The following is a 23,112-nucleotide window of genomic DNA, read 5'->3' on the forward strand; positions in this document are numbered from 1 at the left end:
GAATGCGGCATCTTGCGGCGCTCGCGATCCTCGCGCTGGCCCCCTGCTGGGCCAGCGCAAAGGATCTGCCGCGCGTCGCCTCCGTCAATGTCTGCACCGATCAACTGGTGCTGATGCTCGCCGATCCGGAACAGATCGTTTCCCTCAGTGCGCTGTCGGACGCGCCGCGCATGTCGGTGATGGCCGGCGAGGCCGTGAAATATCCCAAGAACATCCCCCGCGCCGAAGCGATTGCCGTTGAAGAGCCCGATATCGTCGTTGCCGGCGAATTCAACGATCCCGCGTTCATCGCCATGCTGGAAAACACGGGAACTCCGGTAGAGACATTTCCGCTGACCGTGGCGCTTGAGGATGTTCCGGATGAAATCCGCATGATGGGACGGGTGCTGCAGCAGACCGAGCGTGCGGAAGACGTGGCGCGGGCGTTCGAGGTGCGGCTCAGCCGGATTGCGGAACCCGATGAGGAGGCACCGCTGGCTGCGTTCTTCTTTCCGAATGGCTACGCGCTGGGCGCCGGCACGCTCAGCCACGACATTCTGACGGCGGGCGGGGCGCGCAATCTGTCGGCCGAACTTGGGCTGACCGGCAACAGCCGCCTGACGCTGGAGCAGATCGTGTTGCACAAGCCCGATTTCCTCGTTCAAGCCGCGCCCTATGCCGGTGCGTCCCGATCCGAGGCCATGGCCGCACATCCGGTGCTTGACGGCATCCCGGTTCTGAACAGTTCGGTCAACTGGGTCTGTGCCGCGCCGCAGCTTTTCGATGCTGTCGCGGAGGTCGAAGGCATGGTCGCTCGCGTCAAGGAGGAGCGCGACTGAGAGACCGCGCCTGCGTTGCTTGACCGCGCCAGGCCCGGCTCATACAAATCGCGGATAACGACGATCCTGTCCTGTCCACAACGAACGAGGTCTGCCATGAGAACCCGTGCCGCCGTCGCGCTCGAAGCCGGAAAGCCGCTTGAAATCATGGAAGTGAACCTTGAAGGGCCGCGCAAGGGCGAGGTTCTGGTCGAGATCAAGGCGACAGGCCTGTGCCATACCGACGAATTCACCCGCTCGGGCGACGATCCCGAAGGCATCTTTCCCGCCATTCTGGGTCATGAGGGCGCGGGCGTCGTCGTCGAGGTAGGCGAAGGGGTCACATCGCTGGAAGTCGGCGATCACGTCATTCCGCTCTACACGCCCGAATGTCGCGAATGCGAATACTGCCTCAACCCGAAAACCAATCTTTGCCAGAAGGTCCGCGAAACGCAGGGGCAGGGGCTCTTGCCGGACGGATCGACGCGGTTCTCGATGCTCGATGGCACGCCGATCCATCACTATATGGGCTGCTCGACTTTCGCCAACCACACCGTCGTTCCGGAAATCGCGCTCGCCAAGGTGCGCAAGGACGCGCCGTTCGACAAGATTTGCTATATCGGCTGCGGCGTGACCACCGGTATCGGCGCGGTGATCAACACCGCCAAGGTGGAAATCGGAAGCCGCTGCATCGTGTTCGGGCTCGGTGGTATCGGCCTCAATGTCATTCAAGGGCTGAAGCTTGCGGGTGCCGACCAGATCGTCGGTGTCGATCTGAATGATGACAAGGCGGAGATGGGGCGGCATTTCGGCATGACCGATTTCGTCAACCCCTCCAAGGTCGATGGCGACATGGTTGCGCATCTGGTCGAGTTGACCAAGGGCGGCGCGGACTACACGTTCGACGCCACCGGCAATGTCGACGTAATGCGCACTGCTTTGGAAGCCGCCCACAAGGGCTGGGGCGAGAGCATCATCATCGGCGTTGCGCCCGCCGGGGCGGAAATCAGCACCCGGCCGTTCCAACTTGTCACCGGCCGCGTCTGGCGCGGCACCGCCTTCGGCGGGGCCAAGGGGCGCACGGATGTGCCCAAGATCGTCGACTGGTATATGGACGGCAAGATCGAGATCGACCCGATGATCACCCACAAGCTGACGCTGGACGAGATCAACCACGGGTTCGAGCTGATGCACGAGGGCAAATCGATCCGCGCGGTCGTCGAGTTCTAACCCAGAAATCGCCGGATCAGACCGACAAGCCGTTTCTTACGCCCGTCATACGGCGGAAAGAGAATCGGAAGCGGTGAGAACCGATTGCGCAGGATCGCGCGTTCATGGCTGAACGCGCGGAATCCGTACTCCCCATGCGCCGCGCCGATGCCCGAGGTGTTCACTCCACCGAAGGGCAGACGCGGATGGGTGAATTGCATCACCGTCAGGTTGATCCCGACCCCGCCAGAGCTTGTGCTTTGCACGATCCTTTCGATCCGGCGCTTGTCCGTGTCGAAGATGTAAAGTGCCAGAGGCTTCGGATTGGCGTTGATGCGGTCGATCACATCGGACAAATGCTCATATTCCAAGATCGGCAGGACCGGACCGAAGATTTCCTCGTTATCGACGCGCATTTCCGGCGTGACCGCCTCGATCAGCGTTGGGCCGATGCGGTTGCCGTCGCGCCCGCCATCGCGAAGGATCCGCGCGCCTTTGTCGGTCGCATCCTCGATCAACCCTGCCACGCGGTCCGCATGTCTGGCGTTCACCATTCGCGTCAGATTGGCGCTCGCCGGTCCTTCGCCATAGGCTTCGGCAATCCGCGCCCGCAGCTTGGCGATGAACTCTGCCTTGATCGCGCGATGAACGAAAAGATGATCCGGCGCGATGCAGATTTGCCCAGCGTTGGAGAATTTGCCGAACGTCACCCATTCCGCCGCGCGGTCGAGATCGGCATGCGGGCCGATGATCGTCGGGGATTTCCCGCCAAGCTCCAGCGTGACGGACGCCAGAACCTTGCCCGCCGCCTGCATGACGATCCGCCCGACTTCGGGACTGCCGGTGAAGAAGATATGATCGAACGGCAATTCCAGAAGCGCGGTAGAGGCATCGACGCCGCCTTCGACAACGGTGACGAGTTCGGGCGGGAATGTTTGCGAAATCAGAAGCGCGATGAGCGACGAGGTTGCTGGCGTCATCTCGGAGGGTTTGACGATCGCGCTGTTTCCGGCGGCAAGGCAGGACACGAGAGGACCGAGCGCAAGGATCAGCGGGTAGTTCCAGGGCGCAATGATGAGGCACACGCCGCGCGGCTCCCGCCGCACTTGGGCGCTCGTTCCGAAAGTCGCGAGGGACGGCGACCGCCATGACGGCCGCATCCAGCGTTTTAGGTGCTTCAGCGTATGCCGGATCTCCTGCTGGAGCGGCAGGATCTCGGTCAGGATCGTTTCGGTCTCTGGCTTGCCGAAATCCTCTGTGAGCGCCGCTATGATCGCCGCCTCGTTCTGCCGGATCGCGTCGGACAGATCGCGCAGCGCGCGGCGGCGTTCGCGATAACCGAACGTGACACGGCGCTTTGCGGCCTGATCTCGCTGCCGCTCGAAACGGTTGCGAATCTCGTGAGGGGAAGGCTCGTCGGGTTCTTTCATGAAGATGAAACCTATGGGCCTTTCGCTCGCGCGCAACAGGGTTAGTCGGGATGCTACCAATCGGCGCAGGCGCGATCGATCTTGGCAAAGCACCCAAAGCGCGCTGCGCGTCGCGCGATGCGGGTTTGCTTCGGGTCACTTTCACCATCGGCTTGCAAAGCCGCACGAGTTTGACACAATGGAGCCGGTTTCGATTTTGACGCCCTTAAGGCGCAAGCAGAACCATCCATCAGAGGAGAATGAATATGAAACGTCGGACAATCCTATCCATGACGACAGCGGCCGTTCTGGCTCTTGGCCTGTCGCCAGCCCACGCCGCCACTGTTGCTGAGGGTGACACGCTCGCCGAGAACCAGACCTTTTCCTATCGTCTGCTCGACCAGTTCCCGACGCTCGATCCGCAGCTGAACGAGGAAACCGCCGGCAGCCATGTTCTGCGCCAGATCATGGAAGGTCTGATGACGCAGGACGCGCAAGGCAATCTGCGCCCCGGCGTCGCCACGGATTACGAGGCCAGCGAGAACAACACCGTCTACACGTTCAACCTGCGCGAAGATGCGCGTTGGTCGAACGGCGATCCCGTTACCGCGCAGGATTTCGTCAACGCTTGGCGTCGTGCCGCCGATCCGGCAACAGCCTCGCCCTACGCGTGGTATGTCGAGCTGACGCAGATGAAGAACGCGGCCGAGATCGTCGCCGGCGAGATGGACCCGAGTGAGCTTGGCGTCGAGGCGGTGGACGACCGCACGCTCAAGGTCACGTTGACCAAGCCTGTCCCCTATTTCCCGGCCATGACTTCCTATGCGACGCTGATGCCCATCCACATGCCGACGGTCGAAGAGCACGGCAGCGATTGGACCTCCCCCGAGAACTATGTGGGCAACGGCGCCTACATGCTGGATGAACTGGCGCTCAACGAATATTTCAAACTGGTCAAGAACCCCGAATATTGGGACGCCGAGAACGTCATCATCGACGAGGTGACCGGCCTTATCATCAATGACGTGAATCAGGCGCTGACGCGTTATGAATCCGGCGAATACGACATGCTGGAGCCGCTCCCCGCAGGCACCTATCCGCGCCTGAAGGAAGAGCGCCCCGAGGAAGCGAAGTCCGTGCCCCGCCTGTGTTCCTATTATTACGCGATGAACCAGCGCCCCGAAGGGCCTCCCGAACTCAAGGATCCCCGCGTGCGCCGCGCGCTCAGCCTTGCGGTGGACCGCGATATCATCGTCGATCAGATTCTTCAGGGTGGCCAGCAACCGGGCTATTACTTCACCCATAACGCGACCGCCGGGTTCGAGCCGCCCGAGATCGATTATGCGAACTGGACGCAAGCCGAGCGGGACGAGAAAGCCAAGGAACTGATGGACGAAGCCGGTGTGGACGGGCTCGATCTCAAGCTGATCTACAACACCGACGAGAACCACAAGAAGATCGCCACCGTCGTCAGCCAGATGTGGAAGCAGAAGCTCGGCATCGACGTGACGCTGTCGAACATGGAGTGGTCAACCTATCTCGACGTGCGCCGCGAAGGTAATTTCGACATTGCCCGCGTTGCATGGTGCGGCGACTACAACGAGGCCTCCACCTTCCTCGATATCCTGACCACCGGCCAGGAACAGAACGACGGCAAATGGTCGAACGAGGAATACGACAAGGTGATCGCGGAGTCCAAAACCTCCGGTGACCCTGCGGCAAATTACAAAAAAGCCGAAGAAATCCTTTCGGAGGATATGGGAATCATCCCGATTTACCATTATGCGAACACATTCCTGCTGAACCCGGCAATCAAGGGGTTCCCGATGGAGAACGTCGAGAACAACTGGTATGTCAAGGATTTCTATCGCGTCGCCAACTGACGCGCTTTGAAATGACAGGCAGGGGGGCGGGTTTCCGCCCCTTTGCGTTTTCACAGCTCGAGAGGCGCTCTTGACCGCATTCATCCTCAAACGGCTCGCCATTGCCGTGCCGACCATTCTGCTTTTGATCGTATTCTCCTTCCTTTTGATGGAAGCCGCGCCGGGCAGCCCCTTTGCCACTGAACGCGGCGTGCCGCCTGCGGTTCTGGCTAATCTCGAAGCGAAATACGGGCTCGACAAGCCGCTGATTCAGCGTATGGGCATCTACATCTACGACGTTGTGGTGAATTTCGATTTCGGTCCGAGCTTCAAGTTCAAGGACCGCACGGTCAACGATCTGATCGCGCAGGGCTTTCCCGTCACGCTGACCTATGGCTTCTGGTCCTTCGTCGTGGCCGTCGCGGTTGGCGGCACCCTTGGGGTTCTGGCGGCGGTGTTCCACAATTCCTGGCTCGATTACCTTGCCGTCGGCATCAGCATCGGCGCGCAGGTTCTGCCCAATTTCGTGATGGCGCCGATCCTCGTTCTGATCTTCACGCTCTGGCTCGGATGGTTGCCGGGCGGCGGCTGGCGTGGCGGGCAGATCGAATATCTGATCCTGCCGGTGATCGCGCTGTCGACCTCCTATATGGCCAGCATCGCGCGGATCACGCGCTCTTCCATGCTCGAAGTGCTGAATGCCGGGTTCATCCGCACCGCGCGGGCCAAGGGGCTGCCGATGCGCCGTGTGATTCTGCGCCACGCGCTCAAGCCCGCGATGCTGCCGGTGATCTCCTATCTGGGGCCGGCCTTCGTTGGAATGATCACCGGCTCTGTCCTGATCGACGTGTTCTTCTCCACCGGCGGGATCGGGCAGTTCTTCGTCAATTCGGCCCTGTCGCGCGATTATTCGGTGATCATGGGGATCACCATCCTGATCGGCACGCTGACCGTTCTCTTCAACCTTCTGGTCGATGTGATCTACGCCTGGATCGACCCGAAGATCCGGTATTGAGGAGCCCCGCCATGCTCGCAGGACGCCCCGCAGTCGAAGCGGCCGAACAGGCCGCACATATGGAGCCGGTCAAGGGCCGCTCGCTCTGGCAGGACGCGCGCACGCGGTTCTTCCACAACAAGGCCGCCGTCGCCAGTATGGTGATCCTGGTGCTCGTCGGGCTCTTCGCCGCGTTCGGCCAGTTCGTCACGCCCTGGAGCAACGAGGAAATCGACTGGGCGCTGCTCGGCTCGATCCCCGAGCAGGGCGGGCCCTCATGGGAGAACCGGCACTATTTCGGCGTCGATGAAACCGGCCGCGATCTTTATGCGCGCGTCGTGCAAGGAACGCGCATCTCGCTGATGGTCGGCATCGTCGGTGCACTGATTTCCGTGGTCGTCGGCACCGCTTGGGGCGCGATCGCGGGCTATGTCGGCGGGCGCGTCGATACGATCATGATGCGTATCGTCGATCTGATGATGTCGATCCCCTATATGTTCGTCCTCATCCTGCTGCTGGTCGTGTTCGAGCGATCGATCTTCATGCTCTTTATCGGCATCGGGCTGATCTCATGGCTAGATATGGCGCGGATCGCGCGCGGCCAGACGCTCAGCATCAAGAACAAGGAATTCGTCGAAGCGGCCATTGCCACGGGCGTCAGCACACCGCGCATCATCGCGCGCCATATCGTGCCGAACCTGCTGGGCGTGGTGATCGTCTATGCGACGCTGCTCGTGCCGCAGATGATCATCTTCGAGAGCTTCATCAGCTTCCTCGGCCTTGGCGTGCAGGAACCCAGCACAAGCTGGGGCGCGCTCATCAACATGGGCGCGGACAACATGCGCAATCAGACGCCCTGGATGCTTGGCTTTCCGCTGGCCTTCTTCGTGGTGACGCTCTTTGCATTCTTCTTTATCGGCGACGGGTTGCGGGATGCGCTCGATCCGAAAGATCGGTGATAACATGGCCCTTCTCGATGTAGATAATCTCGCGGTCTCGTTCCGCACGGCGGACGGTATCGTCAATGCGGTCAACGGCCTGTCCATTTCCGTCGATGGCGGTGAAACGCTGGCGATCGTCGGCGAATCCGGTTCGGGCAAGAGCCAGACGGCATTTGCCGTGATGGGCCTTCTGGCGCGCAATGGCTCCGCAAGCGGGTCGATCAAGCTCGACGGAACCGAACTTCTTGGCCTGTCGCAAGCCGAGTTGAACCGCAAGCGCGCCGAACAGGTGGCGATGATCTTCCAGGATCCGATGACCTCGCTGAACCCCTACCTGCGCGTTGGTGACCAGATGGTCGAGGTTCTGACCCTGCACAAGGGTATGAGCAAACGCGCCGCGCTCAAGGAATGTGTCGCCATGCTGGAGGCCGTGCGTATCCCAGACGCAAGGGGCCGGTTGAGTATGTATCCCCACGAATTTTCCGGCGGGATGCGCCAGCGGATCATGATCGCGATGGCGCTTCTGTGCCACCCGCGTCTGCTGATCGCCGATGAGCCGACAACCGCGCTGGACGTGACGGTGCAGGCGCAGATCATGGAGCTTCTGGCCGATATCCGCCGCGATTTCGGCACGGCGATGATCCTCATCACGCATGATCTTGGTATCGTGGCCGATACCTGCGAACGAACGGTCGTGATGTATGGTGGCCGCGTCATGGAACAGGGCGCGACCGCCGATCTTTTCGCACGGCCCTCGCACCCCTACACGCTCGGCCTGCTCAAGGCGGTCCCGCGGCTCGATGTCGATCAGGACGAGCTGGAAACCATCCCGGGCGATCCGCCGGATATGTCGCGCCTGCCCAAGGGCTGCCCGTTCACTCCGCGCTGCGCTTTCCGGCTGGAGCAATGCGCCGATGTGCAGCCCGATTTGCTGCCGTGGCAGAACGTTCTGCGTGCCTGCCACGCCGATCCGGAGAAAGTGAAATGACCCTGCTGCAAGTTCGCGATCTCGATGTCACCTTCGATGTCATGCCGCGCGGCGCATGGCCGTGGACGAAGCCGAACAAGCTTCAGGCTGTGAGCCGCATGAATTTCGACTTGGAAGAAGGCCAGACACTCGGCGTCGTCGGGGAATCCGGTTCTGGCAAGTCGACACTGGCCCGCGCGATCATCGGCACCGTAGAGGCGACCGGCGGGCAGATCCTTTGGGACGGCACCGACCTGCGCACCATGTCCGCACGGGATCGCCGCGCACATCGGCGCGAGGTGCAGATGATCTTTCAGGATCCGCTCGCCGCGCTCAACCCACGCATGACAGTGGGCGAAATCATCGCCGAACCGCTGACGACGCATCAGCCGGACGTTTCGAAAAAGGAAACCCGCAAGAAGGTCGGCGAGATGATGGAGCGGGTGGGACTTCTGCCCAATCTCGTCAACCGCTACCCGCACGAATTCTCCGGTGGCCAGTGCCAGCGCATCGGCATCGCGCGTGCCCTGATCCTCGATCCGCGTCTGGTGATCTGTGACGAGCCGGTGAGTGCGCTCGACGTGTCCGTGCAGGCGCAGGTGGTCAACCTGCTCAAACGGTTGCAGCGCGAGATGGGTCTGTCGATGATCTTCATCGCCCATGATCTCAGCGTGGTAAAACACATCTCGGATCGGACGCTCGTGATGTATCTGGGCCGTCAGATGGAGCAGGCCGAGGCGCGCGAACTTGTCCGCGCGCCGCGCCATCCCTATACGCAGGCACTGATCTCATCGGTGCCGATCCCCGATCCGGTTCGCGAGGCGGCAAGGGAACGCCCCGTTCTGGAGGGCGAGCTACCTTCACCGCTCGATCCTCCCTCCGGCTGCGTCTTTCGGACACGATGCCCGAAGGCGCGCCCGGATTGCGCGAGGGCTCGCCCGCCGCTGGATGAGGTAGAGCCCGGCCATCTGGTGGCATGTCCCTATCAGGAGGTCATCTCTCCGCTGGATACCCCGCTATCGGAACCCGCCGAGCCTGTAGGCTGACCCCCTGCATGTGCGTGCGAGACGAAACCGAACCCGCATTTTTTCTGGAAGCCATGCGAGACGGACCTAAGCTTTTGAGCAAGGGGACGTAAATCGGAACGAGATCTTGCATGGAATGACCTGCCACGGGATTTTTTCTCCATTTGGTATTAGGGTCCGACCCTACGAAGGGACGGACATTAGAGCGATCGAGATACAGCGAAGCACAGATTATCGGCATCCTGACGGAGCATGAGGCAGGCGCGAAGTGTGCTGACCTGTGCCACAAGCATGGCGTCGCGGAAGGCACCTTTATGCTTGGAAAGCGAAGTTTGGGGGATAACGGTTTCCGATGCCAAGCGTCTGAAGACGCTCGAAGACGAGAACGTCAAGCTGAAGAAGTTTCTGGCCGAGCAGATGCTCGATGCCGCGGCGATGAAGGAACTTTTGGCAAAAGATGGTAAGGCCCGCCGTGAAGCGCGAAGCCGTCTAGCATCTACAGGTCAAGCTGGGCCTGTCGGAGCGGCGGGCCTGCCGCCTTGTCGGCGCGGATCGCAACATGATCCGCTACAGTTTAGAAGGCCGCCCGAGATGGAACTGCGCCAACGGCTGCGGGACGTGGCCATAACCTCTAAGCAGCCCTCTTCCCGACGTGCTATGGCACCGAACTGACCAGTAACGCGATCTTAACCTTTGCTACGAAACGCAAGATCGAATGGCTTTTCATCGCACCTGGCAAGCCGATGCAGAACGGGTTCGTGGAGAGTTTCAACGGACGTATGCGCAACGAACTCTTGAATGAAACCATGTTCCGCAACATGCCCCACGCGCGCACTGCGCTGCGCGCCTGAGCGACAGACTACAACGAAGAAATGCCCCATTCGGCACTCGGATACGAAACGCCCAAAGCGCTTGCCGAGCGCCTCTCCGCCTCAACCGGGACCGGCGCTGCGCGAGATGAAAGCTCCGTGCCGCTGCCGGTTGTTCACATCGCGCCAATCGGCGTATCAACCAAACGGACTCAGGTTCAGCACGGATGAAAGTACAATGGCAGGTCAAGCTGGAGATCAATCGGTGGGCGGGGTTGGAAGGCAGCGAGTGATTGCTGCACGATGAAACCGCTTGGACGCGCCAACCGTCATAAATGAATAGCCTGACGTGGTGATATGGGTTCGTAAGTGCTGTTGCGGCCGTGAGCGTCACAAACGGAAATATCGCCAGCGAGTAAGATCATCCGCTGCAAAGTGCTACTCAAATGATACCCACGTCTAATACAACAGAAAGCCCATTGCAAAAAAAGTTGCTAAGTTATTGCTTTCAGATTGTAAAAATGGTGCCCGGGGGCGGAATCGAACCACCGACACGAGGATTTTCAAGCCGAAACGGCCTGATTTTCAGCGCCCTCCGATGCGGTCAGATAACCGCATTTCAGATATGATTTTTCAAATATCGCACTGTTTTTAATAGATAAAATATTACCTCGAGTCGCTCGAATCGAATTGTCTCGCATCGGGGTAGCTTGGCTTCTCTGTGCCACTGTTGTGCCACCAAGAAGCCCACCGCACATCCTTCTCGGAGCAGGAGAAATGTCATGGCGAAAGTCGAACTTACCGAAAAATTCATCAAATCCAAGAAAGTCGCGAAGCGGACGGACATCACCGATACTAGGGAAACCGGCCTGATGATACGTATTTATCCTTCAGGGGTGAAATCCTTCGCATTTCGGCTGCGGGGTCCGGCCGGAGACCTCCAAAGCACACCGATCGGACACTTCGGCGACATTCGCCTTGCAGAGGCACGGCTGGCCGCCGCGGACCTGCGGCGGCGGTTGAAAGCCGGTGAGAACATCACTGCCGCGGCAAAGAAGGAAGCCGCCGAGCGTGCCGCTGCAATGCAGTCCGCCATCCCGACCCTCCAAGAGCTTGTCGAAGAATATGAGAGGATCATGTCTACGAAGCGGAAAACATGGCGACGCACGGTCAACGACAAAGGAAGCGAAGCACGCCGGCGCATCGAACGCGTTTTCCAACCGCACCTGATGACACAAGTAACGGAGATAAGCCTGGATGATCTGGCCCACACCATGACGATATATGTGCCGCGATCCGGTAAGGGCACCGCGAATGGCCAAGTCGCGCGTGCGCGTTCCTACCTGATGACAATGTTCGACTGGGCCGCCCATCGGAACAAGTTCAAACAGATCGGCTTGGGTAGGCGCCCGAAACTTGACGTGGTAGACGTGCGCCAGACCTATGATCCGTCTGTCGAAGATCATTCGATCACCGGCGAGCGGGACCGTGCTCTCGACCATCTGGAACTTGCACGCGTGCTTCCGCTGCTTGTCTGGCCCGCGCCCGAATGTCTTGCCATGAAGGCACGTCCGGAACTTAATGTGCGGCCGATAGCCCTGCGTTTCCTCCTGCTGACCGCCGCCCGCCTGTCCGAACTCGTCGACATGAGATGGGGCGACTTCAAGGAAGAGGTCGGTATTTGGCATAAGCCCTATGTAAAAACGATCTCAGGCCCGCCGAAGCAGCAGAACCTGCCGCTGTCCAACGCGGCCATTGAACTGCTGCGGGGGCTTCCAAATTTCGAGACCCGACAACGTGACGATCTCGTTTTTCCGAATGACGAAGGTGGTAGGCTCGGTAACTGGCAGCGGATTACAGGAGCCGTGCATCGCGAGAGCGCGACGAGCGATTGGCATCGTCATGACCTTCGCAGGACTGCAGCGACGATCATGAAAATCCTGGGCATCTCGCCGCGCGTGATCGACGAGATCCTGGCGCACAATGCGTCCAGCAAGGACGAAGGGAGTTCTCGAGCCTTGGAAAACTATTTCGCGTCATCGCACCTGCTGGAGCACGTTGAGCACCCTCAGAAAGCGGCGCTGGACAAGCTGGCGGAGGCGTTAGAATTCATCGAGAGAAAAGAATGAAATCGTATTATGGTAGGGATAGGGGTGGCCGCCTGCGCGGCAGCCTACCAAACTACAATACTGGTTAAGCGAACTTCGCTTCGATCAACTCTATGAGCGACAGCTGCTGCGTCGTCGTCAGCTTGTTCAGCTCATTCAAGAGATCTTTCAACTCGCCTACGCCCTTCCCTACCTCTGTCATGACCAAGCGCGCACCTATAACCCGGATAGCGGGGCGAGTTTCTGAGCGGGCCATCCAAGCGGCAGGAAGGAAGCTAACGCGTCAAGCAGGCTAGAGAGGTCTTGCTCAGTCGATCCCAGCGGGAGCCGAGGAGACGTTGGTCGCCTCCCCGGAAAGTTGTTACTAAAGCAATGTCGCGAAAGCCATAACGCAAAACACCGCGAAAACGATCACGATGGCAAGGCGTCCGGTTGCATTGGCTTCAAAACTTTCACCAATGCGGATGAGCAGCTTTTCCTTTTCATCCTGCATCATGCACCCCCAGCGGTCAGCCGCTCAATCTCAGACCGCAGGAAGTGGTTTTCGACGGTTCGATACAGGTTGGCCCAATGGTTGCGATTCTTGCCAAGCACGTCCGGGGCGTTGCCGATGGACTTGACCGCCTCTCGCGTCTCGAGAACAAGGTCTTTTCCAATCTCACCCCACACCACCTTCACGTTGTCGAACCCGCCAACCCATTCAGCCTGGTCGCTATCCGGGTTAATCCGAACATAGTTTCGAAACGATCCAAGAATGGGGTATGCTGCGCCCTTTGTGAGCCGTCGATCATGTGGCTCGAGACCCGCAAACCGGAATTGGAAAACACCGGACTTCTTTGGCGCATCCTCAACGATTTTCAGTTTGGCCGCCTGGTTGCTGACTTCCTTAGAGTAGATACGAAGGAAGTCCCGGCGGATAATATCGTAAAGCTCGAGAACTTGCGGCAGGAGGGGTTCGAATTTCGCGTATTTGCGGCCGCCAGGTTCATCCCGGTTTTCCTTGAAATCGTCGCCATACTTTTTAAGCGGCGTTGACCACTTCTCATAGGCCGCGATGGGATGCTTCCCGCTGCGGTTCGGAAAATCAATCACGTTGATGATCTCGAGTGCCGAAATCAATTCCCGAACGTCGATTTCGCTACTGTCGCTTTCCTTATATGCAATGTCGTTCGACCACTCGAATGGAGCGACAACGTCTTTGATACCCTGGAAAGCTCCGTCCAGTTCAAAGATGGACTGCGGCTTCACGGCGATGCCCGTGTTCTGCCCACGCGCAATGTCCACCCGCATGGTATGCTCATTCGGACCTTCAACGCCGGTGATGATCTTCACCTCTACGTGCTGGCCCTCAGCGATGGTGTCGTCGTCTTGGCATTCCCAGATCAGGTTGGCCGTGTGGCCCCCGTTGGCGATACCATAGTCGTCGTCTATCAGGACCTCGAACACCCGCTTGTCGAGGGCCTTAACGTCCTCACCGATGATGGTGATGCCGAGATTGAGCAAGTCGAAGGAACCAGGCAAAGCCTCGTTGCCGCGCAGGCTTTCGCGAACGTCCTTATAGACGTTGCGGTTCATGCCAGTCGCTTCGCGCAAATTGGCTTTCTGCGGGATTTCCTTGGGCAACCGCGCTGCGGGGACCAGGAAGATGTGTTTTTGAATGTTGGGGAAATGAGGATGCTTGAAGCTGCGCGCTTCCGCGACCTCGAACCTAAACGGTCGAATAGCCATAGAATGGCTCCTTTTTTCAGTGCCGACGATGCGGCCTATGTCCTGCGGGCGCGATGGCCCTCCACAGGGGACACGATGGTCCAATTCCAAATTAGCACAGGACAATCGTCGGCACAACATCTCGTGTTGAAGGCGGGCGCACCCCCTATTTAGACATCGTTGGCTATCCCTACGTCCGTTGGTTCCTAGTTCGCAGCGTCAAAGAAATGAAATCAACGCATGGACACCCCGAGCACCCGAACGATGTATCCTCTTTCCGCCGTCCGTGACGTGACGGACGTGAAACCCGGCAAGTTCCAACGCCACTTTTACGGCGATGTCTTGGACCCTGGAACGCGACGGGGGGTTTCCGGCGCAAATATCGGCCCCCATGCGGGGCGTGGGGGTTGGGCGGTTAATGGCCTTGGACGGCGCGATCCGCCTAGAAGTGTTCTTCTGCCTCCAGTCCAGCGGAGGTCCTGCTCGCTGATCCAGATTATGATGCGGATTGGTATCGCGAAGCCCTTGTAGACAACGAAATTTCTCCGTTCATCCGACTAGATAAGTCCGTTAATGGAAATCATGCTCATTGATCGGATTGGCGCGCGACAATCGATCGGGTTCAAGTATTAAGTCTTGCGACCCGCAGACGGTGGTTCCGCCGACGCTGTTGCTACCGACCAAGATCGGATGTGGCCGAATAGCATTTCTGCGCGCTAAGCTACGGAAACTCTTCATTATCGAACGGCGAATTTCCACTTCGCTCCAATTCTACCAGATCTTGTATTTGTCACCCCTCCCGCGCCTGCCGCTGAGCCCGCTTGAAAAAATGCCGCGTGGCCTGCTCGCGCGCGTCCTTGTCGGTCATCACGATGTTCCGCATCTCGTTGTCCTGCTGGAACATCTGCACCATTCCCTGAAAGAACGCTTGGGAAAAGGCATTGTAGACCACGTCGGCCGGGTTGTTGCGAACCATCTCGGTCATATCGTCATCCATTACCGTGCGGGTCACGCGCTCGAAGCGTAAGAAATCCTCACGTGAAAACTGGGTGCCGTGGCGTTCGTTGAACGCGTCGATGATTTCCGACAGCGATCGCTCCTCTTCCTCGGTGTAGGGGTTTGCGCCGAACTCGGTGATTGGCTGCAACTCGGAAGTTTCTTCGGGGTTTAGCGATGCGCTGCCTTCCTCACCCTTCTGCAACTTGAAGGCAGACAGGTTCAGCATATCATCGGTGATCGTGATATCCGCCGGAACGTCCCGTGACGGCAGCAACCGTGACAGCCAGGATGTGTATGCATATAGTTTTTCCAGCCACGCATCGCCTAGCGAAACGACCTGCGCCGCGAACGCATAGAACCGCTGAAAGCTCTTGAGAAGCTGCCGAAATTCCTCTTTCTGCGCGTCATCTTCATCGAGTTCGAACCTGCCGACGGCGAGACGAACAATACCTTCGAGCTTGAGCCGATCTTGCGTTGTCAGATCACCTTTGAAGAACGCTTCCGCAAAACGCTCGACCTCATCCTTCTGCACATAGGTCGAGGACGCAATGCGCTGTTCCAGATCGTAAATCTGGTTGAGGTCCGTGCGCTCTTCCAGCGTGGTCGTCTCGAAGAACGGCGCGAACGCCTCCTTGATGTCCTCCATGGTGTTCTGGAAATCCAGCACGAAGGTTGGCTTGTCCTTGCCGTAGCTACGGTTCAGCCGCGCGAGGGTCTGCACAGCCTGCAACCCGGCCAGCTTCTTGTCGACATACATCGCGACGAGTTTCGGCTGATCGAAGCCGGTTTGATATTTCTCGGCCACGACAAGCACCTGGTATTCGTCCGTGTCGAATTTCCTTGGCAATTCCGTTTCGGCGAATCCGTTGGCCGTTGCTTCTGTCCAGACGTTGCCGTCGATTTCCAGATCGCCAGAAAAGGCCACGAGGGCCTTCAGCCCGGTATATCCCTTGTCCTCGATACATCGGTTCAACTGCTGCCAATACCGGAGCGCGTGTTCGCGGCTCTGCGTGACGATCATCGCCTTGGCCTGACCGTCCAGCTTTTCGGCAACATGGCGGCGGAAATGTTCGACGATCACCTCGACCTTCTGGTCGATCGCGGTCGGATGCAGCGAGGCATAGCGGGCAACCCGCGCCTGCGCCTTCCTGCCCTTGAAGGCCGGATCGTCCTCGATCGTCTTTTCAAGCTGATAATAAGCGCCATAGGTCGTGTAGTTCTTCAGCACATCAACGATGAATTCCTCCTCGATCGCCTGGCGCATCGAATAGAGGTGGAAGGGATGCGGCTTGCCATCTGGCCCGATGCGCCCGAAACGTTCCAGCGTCACATTGCGCGGCGTCGCCGTGAAAGCGAGGAACGAAATGTTTTCTTGCGGTCCGCGCGCCCTCTGGAACGCAAGCACCATATCCTCGATGTCCTCGGAGCTGTTCGCATCGCGGGTCAGCGCGTCGCTCATGGCCTGCGCGGCCTTGCCGGACTGCGAGGAATGCGCCTCGTCGATGATCACGGCGAAATTGCGCCCCGCCTGGCCCGAGATCGTCGCCAGATGCTCCGTCCCGAACTTCTGGATCGTGGTGATGATGATCCGCGCGCCGCCAAGGATCGCGTCCTTCAAATCGCGAGAAGTGCCGTCGATCTTCTTCACAACGCCTTCGGTCTGGGCAAAGCCGCCGATGGTGTTCTGCAACTGCCGATCCAACACCAGGCGGTCTGTCACGATGATCGCGGTATCTAAAAGCGGCGCATCGTCCGCGTCATGCAGGTTGATGATCTGATGCGCGGTCCAGGCGATGGTGTTCGACTTGCCCGACCCGGCGCTGTGCTGGATCAGGTAGTTCCGGCCCGCGCCGTTCGCGCGCGCTTCCGCTAGCACTTTCCGCACCGCGTCGAGCTGCTGGAAACGCGGGAAAATCAGCACCTCCCTGCCACCCCCGCGTTCAAGATGGATATACCGCCCGATCAGGTCGAGCAGCACCTCACGGGAGAAAACCGCGCGCCCCTCGGGCAGATCCTTGTAGAGGTAGGCGGTGCGGTTCTCGCCTTCCACATCCGGGTTGCCCGCGCCACCATCGCGGCCGCGGTTGAAGGGCAAGAACCGCGTCTTGCCATTCATCAGGCGGGTGGTCATCGACACGTTGTCTTGGTCCACCGCGAAATGCACGATGGCGCCGCGCTTGAAGGTCAAAAGCGGCTCACCGGCGGGGGAGCGGTCCTGCCGATACTGTTTCTCGGCGTGCTTCACGTTCTGCCCGGTCAGCAGGTTCTTAACCTCCAGCGTCGCCACCGGGATGCCGTTGACGAAAGTGACAAGGTCGATGGATTTCTTCGGATCCTTGGCGCTGTAATGCACCCGCCGCATCACCGACAGGATGTTCGCCTCGTAAAGCCGCATGAGGTCGGGGTTCAGGTTCGACGCGGGCTTGAAATGGCAGAGCGCGAAGTTAATGTTCGGCACCAGCTTGATGCCCTGCCGCAGCACCACATGGGTCGGGTTTTCCTTCAGCGCCTTTTCCAGCCGCTTGAGCACCTCGGCTTCGGCCTGCGCGCGGTAATGATCCTCCAGCACCTGCCACGCCTCGGGCTGCGTCGTCTTGAGGAAGCGAAAAAGCAATTCGGGGTCGAGCGCGTGGGCCACGTCATACTGCGCCGGGTCGCGTTCGATGTAGCCCTGTTCGCCGGTCAGGCAGGCGACGAGATGCGCCTCGAAGACCTTTTCGCGGTGGATGTCGGCGGTGGTGTGGGTGTCGGTCATGTCATTAATTTCTCAAGGATTGCGCGCGCGTCGTCGATCGAGCGCAAGCCCAGACGCGTGATCGGTTTGGTTCGAAACTCGTCGTAACCCTTGAGGTTACTATTCGCACCGTCGCGCCCCTTGCGCGCCGGATCGGGGTCTTTGTCCTGCCAGCCAGAGCCCGTCCAGACCTTCTTTGCGACGTCCACAGTGGTGGGGGGCGCCGGAGGGGTATACATGCTGACGACCCAGAGGTTCACGCGATCCTTGTGATCGAGTTCGACACCGATTGCGCGGCGCCGCCCTCGTGTAGTCCAAACCGAAAGATGCACTTGTTGACTGTTGGCGGTCTTCGGCGGGACGGGATCGCATTGCGCGGCAAGCTGGGCGCGGATGAAGGACTTGAGGTCTGCAATAGAGTCGCTCATGCGCTCATTTCCTTTTGAATGGCGTCGAGACGGCGGTCGGGCGTGCCGGATCTGGCGTAGGCCGTCACGTCGATCTGCCCCGTGACAGCGGCGGTGATCAGGGCAGAGCGGTATTCCTTGAGGCGGTCGATGGATTTCTCGGTGCTTTGCTGCACCCGGATTATCCGCTCGCGTTCTCTTTCTGCCGAGGTTGCCCGACGAAATTGCTCGCCCCTCTCGACGTATTCGAACCTGAATGAATTCACTTGATCGGGACTTATGTGTGGGACGCTTACGCCAGTCATGATCGGTTCAAAATAAGCCAAGAATTGGCGACTGGTGAGCAGCAGTTTCATGAACTTCTTGTCCAACGTCGTTCGTGGTTCGATCCGACAAACTCGTTGTAACAGCAGGGCAGGCGCATCTTGCTCTGTCACTTCCGCAACGCGGATACCCGATGAGATCCATGGACGGTCCATGCCAAGCACAACATCACCAGAAGCCAGCAAGAATCGCGACACCTCGCCAAGCCGATCACGGGACCAATAGACGGTATCGTCCCACCTGATCGAACCGGGCGAGACATTTGCCCCTCTCAGCAGTCGAATGTTACCTGGATCAGTTGAGAAATCGCTACTCGGGAACGCATAACCCGACAGAATGTCAATGTGGTGGCCGAGTTTCGTCCGCTTGCCTTTTGTCGAGATCGCGTTCTCGACGACACTCGCCCATTTGTCCGCCAGCAACGCCACCAACCGCTGCTTTTTCTCGCTTAGCAGATCTATTCTTGCGGTCTCACGGTCCAGAAAATTGGCAATCCGGCGTTGGGTCGCAAGGTCGGGACGGTAGACCCAATCGTTTGGGAAATCTGCGAACTTCACAGACTGACGAACGCCGCTGCCAAGCGAATAGTAATGCTTCGCCAGATCAAGCGCGAGCAGCGAGTAGAACCAGAAGCGCGGATCGTTGTCGCGCTGAACCTCGACCGCATCATAGGCAGAGGTGATGATACCCCGTTGAGTGACCAGACCTTGCCGAAGGCTGCGTTTGTCGTTTTGAAGATCGGTCAGTCGAAGCACGATATTGCCCGGTTCAACGATCTGATAGCCTTCGAAATTCTCCGGCAGCAGGCCATCGGCAGTCTCGATATCCTTCTGGACGATCCGCCCATAGCTGAGCGACAACAGGTTGTCTTCCCGCATCCCGGTATTCTTGTTGCCGCGCCGAACGCGAAACACCTGATGCAACTTGTCCCATTGCCAGCTTTCTGGCTTGGGCGCGGCATGGACGCGTTCTTGCAGGGTGATAATCTGGCTTTTCATCGAGCGACCCTCCATGAAGGTCTGGTTCGCCATTCGTCAGGAAACCCCATGCTGGCAGGGTCCGCCAGAGGGCATCCGTCGATCAATGCAACAACGCGGCTTCGCCATTCATTTTCCGGCGCGATCATCAGCAACAAGTAATCCAGCATCGCCAATGTGTTGTGCAGGTGGCGGGGGTCGGCACCCTTGACCGCAAGCTCCAGCTTTGCCGGACTTTTCGGCGTGGCCATTGTCACCGTGAACCGCTTGTTCCAAAGCCGACCGTGATGCGCACAAATGTTACGGATATAGCTCATGTGGTGGCAAAAAGACGTCAGAACCCGCTCGTCCAGCCCGAAAGGCTTGGCAATCGCGTTACGATCCGCCCGCCGCTCGAGGTTGAATATCCACTTTGACAGTTGTCCGAACGAAATCGTCTCTGCCGCCATCCAGATCGGCGGAAGGTTGGGTGACGTATATGTGCGGCGGTAGTGTTCGGCGAAGGTCTCGCGGGAGCGTTTGAACTCTTCGGTCAGGGTCGTCACCGCTTTGGCGTGACGGTCTTTACGATGATAGAGCCCCTGATCAAGATATCCGTGCGGCCCATGCGCCATTGCCATGTAATGCGCCCATTGCGCGCGCAAGGCGACCTCAACCCGTTCGATGGCGTCCAGAACAAGGAGCCGCAGCTCACGGTCGAAAATGTAGAGCGTGAGAACATCTTCGAAGTTGGTGCCATCTTGAAAGGCGTGCTGGCCGTTTTCCTTGGCGGGAACCTCAAACGGCAGCCAATAGGCGCGCAACCTGTAGTAGGAGATGAAGCGCAGATAATGCTGCGCGCGCGCATCGTCATCGACAACCATGCCGCGGTTTTTTAAAAGCTTGATTTGGTCGGGGATCGATGTGGAGGGTTTTTCAAACTTCATGCAGCGACACTCCGCTGATGAAGGGATACCCCAAAAACAAGTAACCCGCCGGGGTGCGCAGTGCGAAACCGAGGTTCCGTCCGAGGCGTGGCGGGTCTTGTTGAAACAACATATAGGGAGTGTCCCTTACCAAAGCAATAAGAAACCGAACGGACCAGGACAGGAATCAATCGACCACCTCTTGCAACAGCCCGGCGATCTCGGCTTCCAGCGACTTCAGCTCCGCGTCAATCTCTTCCAGCGGGCGGGGTGGCACGTATTTGTAGAAGTAGCGGTTGAAGTTGATCTCATAGCCTACGCGCCCCACGCCGCCGTCCTGCGCGTCGGTATGGCTCTCGTCCACCCAGGCATCGGGCACGAAGGGCAGCACCTCGCGCGCGACATAGTTTTGCCAATCCTCGACCAGCGGCACCAGTTCGTGATCGCGCAGGTCGGTGTCGGGCTCGGGATTACCCTTCTTGTCGGTGCAAATCTCGGCGTCCTCATCCCGCTCCGACAGGGCCGACAGGATCGCCTTGCGCACCGGCGCACCGATCTTGACGCGCGCCTCCCTGAGCGCAGCGGTGAGCGCGATGTCGAAATCGTCGCGGCAGGTCCACCTCTCATCGTCGGGCAGATGATCCTGCAATGCGCCAATCACGCGGGCCTGCGTATCATCGTCAAGCTTCAGGAACGGCTTGGCATCGCGCAGCGTCTCCAACGCTTCCGACGTCACGGCAAAGGCGAGCTTCAAGGGGCGTTCGACACGGATTTCCCGGTATCCGAAATCGGTCGTGTCGAAGATCTTTGATACATCCGACCAATCGCTGTCGCCGTTCAGCATCTCGGCATAGATGCGGGCGATCTCCTCGGTGGCCTCCTCGGGGATTTCGCGGCGTTTCGATCCCAGCGACTTGCGCATGGATTTCCAGAACCGCTCCCCGCTGGCGTCGATCAGCTGCACCTTGCCGCGCCGGGCCGATTCCTTGCGGTTGGTCAGGAGCCAGACGTAAGTCTGGATGCCCGTGTTGTAGAAGAGGTCCGTCGGCAGCGCGATGATCGCCTCGATCCAGTCGTTCTCCAGCATCCAGCGGCGGATCTCGCTCTCGCCCGAGCCGGCCCCGCCGGTGAACAGAGGCGAGCCGTTCATCACGATCCCGATGCGCGATCCCTGTTCGTCGTTGCGCATCTTGGAGATCATGTGCTGCAGGAACAGAAGCTGCCCGTCCGAGATGCGCGGCAGCCCTGCGCCGAAGCGCCCGCTCATCCCGTCTTCGGCGGCCTCGTCCTTGATCGGGTCGGCGTATTTCTTCCAATCCACGCCGTAAGGGGGATTGGACAGCATGTAGTGAAAGCAGCGGTTCGCGTGGGCGTCCTGGGTCAGCGTATTGCCGAAGGCGATGTTCTCGGGGTTGTGGCCTGTCACCAGCATGTCGGATTTGCAGATCGCGAAGGACTCGGGGTTCAACTCCTGCCCGAACAGCTCGACCCGGATGCGTTCGTTCAGCGCCTTCATCTCCATCTCGGCAATCGCCAGCATCCCGCCCGTGCCGGCAGCGGGGTCATAGACCTGCCGGATGACGCCCGACCCGGTCAGCGCGTCCTTGTCGTTGACCAGGAGGAGCGAGACGATCAGGCGGATCACCTCGCGCGGGGTGTAGTGCTCCCCTGCCGTCTCGTTCGAGATTTCCGAGAAGCGGCGGATCAGGTCTTCGAACAGATACCCCATCTCGAGGTTCGAAATGGCATCGGGGTGCAAGTCAATCTGCGTGAACTTGTCGAACACCTGGTAGAGCAGGCCCGCGTCATTGAGCCGCTTGAGCTGATCGGTGAACAGGAACTTGTCGAGGAAGATGTCGCGGACGTTGCCGGAGAACTTGGTGATGTAATCGAGCAGGTTCTTGTGGATGTCCTTGGCGTCCTGCCCCTTGAGCGAAGCGAAGGTAAACCGCGACAGGTTGTAGAGACGAATGTCCTGACCTACTGCGCCGGACAGCAACGTGTCGCGCGCGTCATCGTCCATATCATCCGGCAGCGACTTCGCCATGTCGAGCACGGCGTGCTTGGTTTCCTCGAGGATGCAGTCAAGGCGGCGCAGGACGACGAAGGGCAGGATGACCTTGCCATATTCCGATTGCTTGAAATCGCCACGCAGGAGTTCCGCAATGGACCAGACAAACGATCCGTGAGATTTGATGTCCGCGCTCATGCCCGCCGTCTGCCCCAAGCTATTGTTTCCGCGCGGGTATCCTCCCGCTCTCGTGTTGGTTGCACGCTAGCATGAGGTTTGCCCCGCGGCCAAGGCAGGAAAGTTCCCCGCGTCACCATTCCGAAAGTATCCGTAAAACGGAATTGCCACCTGTTTCCTATAGGTTCTAATCCCGGGATCCATTTAAGCCCGACCTGGAATACTGCATGGGGCGGCGTCGAACGTCGATGCTTCTTCGGCAGGGTGAATTGGGAAGGGCGAAGTGCAGGTCCAAGCTCTCATCCGGTTTTCCACAACATTCGAACACCCTAATCGATCTACCGGCTCATCAACTGATGACGACGGGCGGGATATTCATATGTGTGTTTCTGAGAAGGCTCGCGAGGCCGGTAAGACGATGGGAAACAAGATGAATGCCAAACCGAAAAAGCGGCCGAGAAACGTTTACGCATACGACGATCAATGGGAGAGGATCGACACGGCACAACGCGATCAGGGATACTCGACACTTTCCGAATACATGGTCAACCGCGCCATGTCAGAGCATGGCTGGATCCTCGGTGAGGTGGCATTCCATCTCGGCCAGCTCGCAACGATCTGCAACGAAGTGCTGACCTCGGTCGAGCATGATGTCCCGACGCAGGCGGATCGCGAAGCGGTGGTGAAAGCGGTCGAGAAGGTGATCGGCGCCTGCGATAAGGTGCTCGATATCTTGAGAAAGGGATGATC

At 59.1% G+C, this 23,112-nt stretch carries 17 protein-coding genes and 1 pseudogene; 10 read left to right on the top strand and 8 right to left on the bottom strand.

What is annotated here, in order from left to right; all coding sequences use genetic code 11:
• Positions 1-2: 2 nt before the first annotated feature.
• Both M3465_RS06245 and M3465_RS06250 read left to right on the top strand, forming a co-directional pair.
• A complete protein-coding gene (locus M3465_RS06245; RefSeq protein ID WP_249500882.1) occupies positions 3-818 on the top strand; it encodes an ABC transporter substrate-binding protein in 816 nt (271 codons plus the stop codon).
• Positions 819-914: 96 nt separating this feature from the next.
• The gene (locus tag M3465_RS06250) at positions 915-2,027 is read left to right on the top strand and encodes an S-(hydroxymethyl)glutathione dehydrogenase/class III alcohol dehydrogenase (RefSeq protein ID WP_249500883.1); all 1,113 of its coding nucleotides are present in this window, start codon (positions 915-917) and stop codon (positions 2,025-2,027) included.
• Here M3465_RS06250 and M3465_RS06255 read toward each other — a convergent pair.
• The gene (locus M3465_RS06255; protein WP_249500884.1) at positions 2,024-3,436 is read right to left on the bottom strand and encodes an aldehyde dehydrogenase family protein; all 1,413 of its coding nucleotides are present in this window, start codon (positions 3,434-3,436) and stop codon (positions 2,024-2,026) included. The genes M3465_RS06250 and M3465_RS06255 overlap by 4 nt on opposite strands.
• Before the next feature lie 245 nt (positions 3,437-3,681).
• Between M3465_RS06255 and M3465_RS06260 the strand changes: the two genes are divergently transcribed.
• The 7 genes and pseudogenes from M3465_RS06260 to M3465_RS06290 all read left to right on the top strand — a co-directional run bounded on the left by M3465_RS06260 (position 3,682) and on the right by M3465_RS06290 (position 12,142).
• On the top strand, positions 3,682-5,298 hold the full coding sequence (locus M3465_RS06260; RefSeq protein ID WP_249500885.1) for a peptide ABC transporter substrate-binding protein: 1,617 nt from the start codon (positions 3,682-3,684) through the stop codon (positions 5,296-5,298).
• A gap of 70 nt (positions 5,299-5,368) precedes the next feature.
• Positions 5,369-6,292: an oligopeptide ABC transporter permease OppB gene (gene oppB, locus M3465_RS06265; protein WP_249500886.1), complete on the top strand. Its 924-nt coding sequence runs from the start codon at positions 5,369-5,371 to the stop codon at positions 6,290-6,292.
• A gap of 11 nt (positions 6,293-6,303) precedes the next feature.
• Positions 6,304-7,230 carry an ABC transporter permease subunit gene (locus M3465_RS06270; RefSeq protein WP_249500887.1) on the top strand — a complete coding sequence of 309 codons (927 nt, stop codon included), beginning with the start codon at positions 6,304-6,306 and terminating at the stop codon, positions 7,228-7,230.
• A gap of 4 nt (positions 7,231-7,234) precedes the next feature.
• Positions 7,235-8,200, top strand: coding sequence for an oligopeptide/dipeptide ABC transporter ATP-binding protein (locus M3465_RS06275; RefSeq protein ID WP_249500888.1), 966 nt, complete (start codon positions 7,235-7,237; stop codon positions 8,198-8,200).
• A complete protein-coding gene (locus M3465_RS06280) occupies positions 8,197-9,225 on the top strand; it encodes an oligopeptide/dipeptide ABC transporter ATP-binding protein (RefSeq protein ID WP_249500889.1) in 1,029 nt (342 codons plus the stop codon). The genes M3465_RS06275 and M3465_RS06280 overlap by 4 nt, the downstream gene beginning before the upstream one ends.
• A 143-nt stretch (positions 9,226-9,368) precedes the next feature.
• Positions 9,369-10,244: pseudogene (locus M3465_RS06285) on the top strand (integrase core domain-containing protein).
• A gap of 551 nt (positions 10,245-10,795) precedes the next feature.
• On the top strand, positions 10,796-12,142 hold the full coding sequence (locus M3465_RS06290; protein WP_249500890.1) for a tyrosine-type recombinase/integrase: 1,347 nt from the start codon (positions 10,796-10,798) through the stop codon (positions 12,140-12,142).
• 343 nt (positions 12,143-12,485) lie between these two features.
• Here the strand turns inward: M3465_RS06290 and M3465_RS17055 are convergent, their stop codons facing one another.
• From M3465_RS17055 to M3465_RS06320, 7 genes are all read right to left on the bottom strand, one after another.
• Positions 12,486-12,614, bottom strand: a complete 129-nt coding sequence (locus tag M3465_RS17055; RefSeq protein ID WP_283254968.1) for a hypothetical protein — start codon at positions 12,612-12,614, stop codon at positions 12,486-12,488.
• A complete protein-coding gene (locus M3465_RS06295; protein WP_249500891.1) occupies positions 12,614-13,849 on the bottom strand; it encodes an AIPR family protein in 1,236 nt (411 codons plus the stop codon). Before M3465_RS06295 ends, M3465_RS17055 begins: the two co-directional genes overlap by 1 nt.
• Before the next feature lie 769 nt (positions 13,850-14,618).
• Positions 14,619-17,582 carry a type I restriction endonuclease subunit R gene (locus tag M3465_RS06300; protein WP_249500892.1) on the bottom strand — a complete coding sequence of 988 codons (2,964 nt, stop codon included), beginning with the start codon at positions 17,580-17,582 and terminating at the stop codon, positions 14,619-14,621.
• Positions 17,579-17,989, bottom strand: coding sequence for a hypothetical protein (locus M3465_RS06305; protein ID WP_249500893.1), 411 nt, complete (start codon positions 17,987-17,989; stop codon positions 17,579-17,581). The genes M3465_RS06300 and M3465_RS06305 overlap by 4 nt, the downstream gene beginning before the upstream one ends.
• Positions 17,986-19,323 carry a restriction endonuclease subunit S gene (locus tag M3465_RS06310; protein ID WP_249500894.1) on the bottom strand — a complete coding sequence of 446 codons (1,338 nt, stop codon included), beginning with the start codon at positions 19,321-19,323 and terminating at the stop codon, positions 17,986-17,988. Before M3465_RS06310 ends, M3465_RS06305 begins: the two co-directional genes overlap by 4 nt.
• The gene (locus M3465_RS06315) at positions 19,287-20,195 is read right to left on the bottom strand and encodes an Abi family protein (protein ID WP_249500895.1); all 909 of its coding nucleotides are present in this window, start codon (positions 20,193-20,195) and stop codon (positions 19,287-19,289) included. The genes M3465_RS06310 and M3465_RS06315 overlap by 37 nt, the downstream gene beginning before the upstream one ends.
• Positions 20,196-20,361: 166 nt before the next feature.
• Positions 20,362-22,383, bottom strand: coding sequence for a type I restriction-modification system subunit M (locus M3465_RS06320; RefSeq protein ID WP_249500896.1), 2,022 nt, complete (start codon positions 22,381-22,383; stop codon positions 20,362-20,364).
• 397 nt (positions 22,384-22,780) lie between these two features.
• Between M3465_RS06320 and M3465_RS06325 the strand changes: the two genes are divergently transcribed.
• Positions 22,781-23,110, top strand: coding sequence for a hypothetical protein (locus tag M3465_RS06325; protein ID WP_249500897.1), 330 nt, complete (start codon positions 22,781-22,783; stop codon positions 23,108-23,110).
• Positions 23,111-23,112 lie beyond the last annotated feature (2 nt).

This window comes from Marivita sp. GX14005, assembly GCF_023370775.1.
Lineage (GTDB): Bacteria > Pseudomonadota > Alphaproteobacteria > Rhodobacterales > Rhodobacteraceae > Marivita.